Source organism: Corallococcus sicarius (genome assembly GCF_003611735.1).
Taxonomy (GTDB): Bacteria; Myxococcota; Myxococcia; order Myxococcales; family Myxococcaceae; genus Corallococcus; species Corallococcus sicarius.
This window is the reverse complement of record NZ_RAWG01000497.1, coordinates 1-4,571: the sequence shown is the minus strand read 5'-3', so window position 1 is coordinate 4,571 and position 4,571 is coordinate 1. Positions and strand designations below refer to the sequence as shown.

Sequence of the window (4,571 nt, the reverse complement as noted above, 5' to 3'; positions counted from 1 at the left end):
GAGGTCGACTCCTGGGGCGTACAAAAGCAATTGGGATGGGGGTGGCCCATCAGACAGCAACCTCACTCGCGAATCAGCTCATGGACGGGCTGGCCTTGCGGCCCCACGCCATCCAGTCGCACGAAGTCGACCGAGAAGGGCCAGGACGTCTTCACGAAGACGTGCTCCAGTCGGCAGATGCTGTTGTCCAGCTTCGTCCACGCCTGGACCTGGCAGACGCCGCCGACCCGCGCGGTGGTGATGTCGATGGGGCGCGAGGCAAAGGCCCGCAGGCGCACCCGCACCCGCCAGCCCTCCGCGGTGGCCTCGACCTGCTGCGGGTCCTCCAGCCCATACACGGGTTGCTCGACCTCCAGCAGCTCCTCCACCTCCGACGCTCCGCGCTCCAACATCCGCCAGTACACCTGCACGGGACGCGTCCCCACGGGGCGGCAGGCCTCGTCCAGGCGCAGGGCGTAGTGGACCTGGTTCCGGTTCTCGCTCCGGGACAGGAAGAAGGCGGACTGCGAGGGGAGGGGCCCCCCGGCAGCGGAGGCCAGGGCCGCGACGGTCGTCAGCGCGACGGCAGCGAGGTTGCTGAGCCCGGATTCAGGAAACATGGGGGTCCCCCTTTCATGGCGGAGCGACGGCGGTCGCCCGTGGGGCCGTATCAGGATGATGAACACTCCTGGCCCCTGGAACTGTCACTCGCCCTGCGCACTGCCGCCGTGGAGGTCGCAGGCGGGGGCTGGCATACCTGACGGCCCCGGGTGAGGTACACGCCATTCTGGAGCACCTCCGGCAGCGCGGAGCTGACGGAGCGCTTGCTGGCCTCTCCTCCGCCCCAGGATCTTCTGAGACACCTTTCTAGCGCACGACGATGACGTCGCGGCTGGGGACAGTGCCAGCACAGCCACCCGCTTCTAGCGCAGCGCCGCGAGGGCCGCGCTGACCTTCGCCACCGTCACCGACACGGGCGTCGTCACCTCCGGAGCGAAGATGGCCACGCGGAGCTCCTCGAAGGCCCACCGCAGCTCCTGCGCCGCCTCCTGGTCACGCACGGTGGCGCTCCTGGCGAGGAAGGTCTCCCACAGGGGGGTGAAGGGCGCGGCCTTCCCTGCGTCCTTGGCGGGGTTCGCCACCGCACGCGACAGCCGTGCCTGGGCCGCGCGGAGGTAGCGCGAGTAGTTCAGCAGGCGCATGAGGGGGATCCACTCGATGAGCTTCGCGGGGAACAGCTGCCCGAGCTGTGAGCGGATGTCCCGCACGGCCGCCGCGCCGCTGGGCCCCTTGGAGGCGGCCTTGAGTGCGGCGAGCGTCTCCGCGAGCTCCGCGGAGGTGACAACGACGGCGTTCGCCCAGTCCCGGGCCGCCTGCTCGATGCGCGGTGAGCCCTCCTGGACCCGCGCCTCGAAGGCCGCCTTCGTGCGGGGCAGCGGCGTCCCCGGTGCGAGCTTGAACGCATCGTCGACACCGCGTGCGAGGACGAGCGCGCGGAAGGCGTCGGCCTGGCCCCGCGCGGGAGGCGCGCCGTCCAGGGACGGGAAGGGCGGCGGCATGCGCGCGGCGCTGACGGCGACGTGTCCGCGCGCGGCGAGCATCAGGAGCCGGCGGACCCCCGTGCGCGTGGCCGCTTCGGCGGCGGAGGAGGTTTCGAGCAGCACCAGGTCCACAGCCGCGCCCCGGTCAACGAGCGCGGGATAGCTGTGCATCTCAAGCCCGCCGACCCGCCGGGTGACCACGGGGGGTAGCTCGCCGAAGGTCCACGCGGTCAGCCCCTTGCGCTCCCAGTCCGAAGTCGGTGCCACGCTGCGCAGCGCGGCCCGTGCACGTCCCCCGTGCTGCTCGAGCAGCGCGTTGGCGTCGCGGCTGCGTGCCAGCTCCTTTCCCCGCTCGTCGAGCACCCGGAGCGTGAGGCGCAGGTACGGCACCACGGCATCCGCCCGGAAGGACTCCTCGGGCACGTCCACGCCGCACAGCCGGGACACCGCACGCGCGAGCGCTGGGAGCATCGGCCCGCGGAAGGGCACGAGTTCCTTCTCGAGACGGTCGACCAGGTCCGGCAAGGGCCCCAGCTGCTTGCGCTGGGCGCGGGGGAGCTGCTCGAGCAGGGCGGTGAGCTTCTCCCGCTGCCACCCGGGGATGGTCCAGTCGAGTTCACCCGGGACCAGCTGGGCGAGCAGCAGCAGCGGCACGCTCAGGGTGATGCCGTCGTCCTCGGCCGAGGGGTCGAAGGTGTACGTCACCGGCACGGACGCGCCGTGCAGGGTGATGGCATCCGGGTAGTGCGCCGGGGACAGGCCCGGGTCGTCCGAGAGGGCATCCTCCATCGTGAGGATGAGCACGTCGGGGTCGGCCGCCTCGGCCTTGCGGCGCCAGGCCTCGAAGCTCGCTCCGTCCGTCACGTCCGCTGGGACGCGCTGGTCGAAGAAGGTCAGCAGCGCCTCGCTGTCGAGCAGCTCGCTGCGCCGGGCCTTGTCCCGCAGGCGCGCCACGCGCTCGAGCACCTCGCGGTTCTCCTCCTGGAACGCCCCCCGGGTGCGGTACTCGCCGCGCACCAGGGCATGCTCGAGGAACATCAGCCGTGCCCGGGCGGGGTCGATGTTGGCCAGGGCCACGGGGCGCTCCTTGAAGACCTGCAGCCCGAAGAGGGTCGCGTTCTCCTTCACGATGGCGCGCGCGGACTTCTCCGACCAGTGCGGTTCGGAGAAGCTGCTCTTGAGCAGGTGGGGGGCCGCCGCCGCGAGCCACTCCGGGTCGAGCTTCGCCACGGTGCGCGCGAACAGCTGGGACGTCTCCACGAGCTCGAACGCCATCGCCCAGCCAGGGGGCTTCTTCGCGAGCGCAGACGAGGGGTGGACCATGAAGCGCGTCTGCTTCGCGCCCGTATAGTGGCGCTGCTCCGGATTCCACTGGCCGATGCGGGACAGCAGCCCGGTGAGGAGCGCCTGGTGCAGGACGTCCCCGCGCGCCGGGGCGCCCCGGCCCTTGCGCGGCAGGCGCAGCTCGCGGACGGTCTCCTCGAGCTGGCGCTGGACGTCCCGCCACTCGCGCACCCGCAGGAAGGACAGGAAGTTGTCCCGGCACACGCGCCGCAGATGGGACGTCCCCCGGGTGTCGGCCTCGCTCACGAACGCCCACAGCTTGAGCAGCCCCGTGAAGTCCGAGTGCTCGTCACGGAAGCGCCGGTGCAGCTCGTCCGCCTTCTGCGCGAGTTCCCGGGGCCGCTCGCGCGGGTCCTGCAGGTTGAGCGCCGCGGCGACGATGAGCACCTCGTCCAGGCACCCGTACTCGGAGCCGGCGAGGATCATCCGCGCGATGCGCGGGTCCACCGGGAAGCGCGCGAGCTGGTGCCCGAGCGGCGTCAAGGTGCGCTCCTTGCCCTGGATGGCCCCGAGTTCCTCGAGCACCCGCCAGCCCTCGGCGATGGCCTTCGGCTGGGGCGGGTCGAGGAAGGGGAAGTCCTCGACGTCACCGAGGCCGAGGGACTTCATCCGCAGGATGACCCCCGCGAGCCCGGTGCGCTTGATCTCCGGGTCGGTGAAGGCGGGCCGCGTGGTGAAGCCTGGCTCGTCGTAGAGGCGCACGCAGATGCCCTCGCGCACGCGGCCGCAGCGCCCCTTGCGCTGGTCGGCGCTGGCCTGGGAGACCGGCTCGATGTGCAGGCGCGTGGTGCCCGAGCGCGGGTCGTAGCGCGACAGGCGCGCCACCCCCGTGTCCACGACGTACACGATGCCGGGGATGGTGACGGACGTCTCCGCGACGTTGGTGGCGAGGATGACGCGGCGCTCGGGGAGGGTGGCGAAGACGCGCGACTGCTCGGAGGCCGACAGGCGCGAATACAGGGGCTGCACCACCGTGCCGCGCAGCTTGCGCGCGTTCAGGGCGTTCTCTGTCTCGCGGATCTCCCGCTCCCCGGGGAGGAACACGAGGACGTCGCCGTCCGGGTCGAGCGAGAGCACGTTCGCCACCGAATCGGCGACGGCGTCGGCGAGCTCGGCGTCCTCGGGGGGCGGCTCGTAGAGCACGTCCACCGGGAAGGTACGGCCCTCCACCTGGATGACCGGAGCCCCCCCGAAGAACTGGGAGAATCGCTCGGTCTCGATGGTGGCCGAGCTCACCACGATCTTGAGGTCGGGGCGCCTGGGGAGGAGACGCTTGAGCCACCCGAGCAGGAAGTCGATGGTGAGGCTGCGCTCGTGGGCCTCGTCGAGCACGACCGTGTCGTAGCGGCTCAGGAGCGGGTCGCTGTGGATCTGCGCGAGCAGGACGCCGTCGGTCATGAACTTCACGGCCGTCCGCCGGGACGAGCGGTCCTCGAAGCGAATCTGGTAGCCGACGTCCGTGCCCAGCTCCGTGCCGAGCTCGCGTGCCACGCGCGCCGCCACGCTCGTCGCGGCGATGCGCCGGGGCTGGGTGACGGCAATCTGGCGCGGGCGCCCGCGCCCCATGGCGAGCAGGACCTTCGGCAGCTGCGTCGTCTTCCCCGAGCCGGTGGCCCCCGCGACAATGACCACCTGATGGGCGGCGATGGCCGCGGTGATGTCCTCCACCCGGCTCGAGATGGGGAGCTCGGGGGGGAAGTGCAGGGT

Annotated in this window: 2 protein-coding genes; both read right to left on the bottom strand. The window is 71.7% G+C overall.

Annotated features, from left to right (window positions below):
- Positions 1–62: 62 nt before the first annotated feature.
- Entirely contained in the window at positions 63–599 is a 537-nt protein-coding gene (locus tag D7X12_RS39535; protein ID WP_120630313.1) for a DUF4833 domain-containing protein, read from the bottom strand.
- A 303-nt stretch (positions 600–902) separates the two neighbouring features.
- Positions 903–4,571 (bottom strand): ATP-dependent RNA helicase HrpA (gene hrpA / locus D7X12_RS39525; RefSeq protein WP_244225057.1); only part of this gene is annotated, 3,669 nt, incomplete at its 5' end.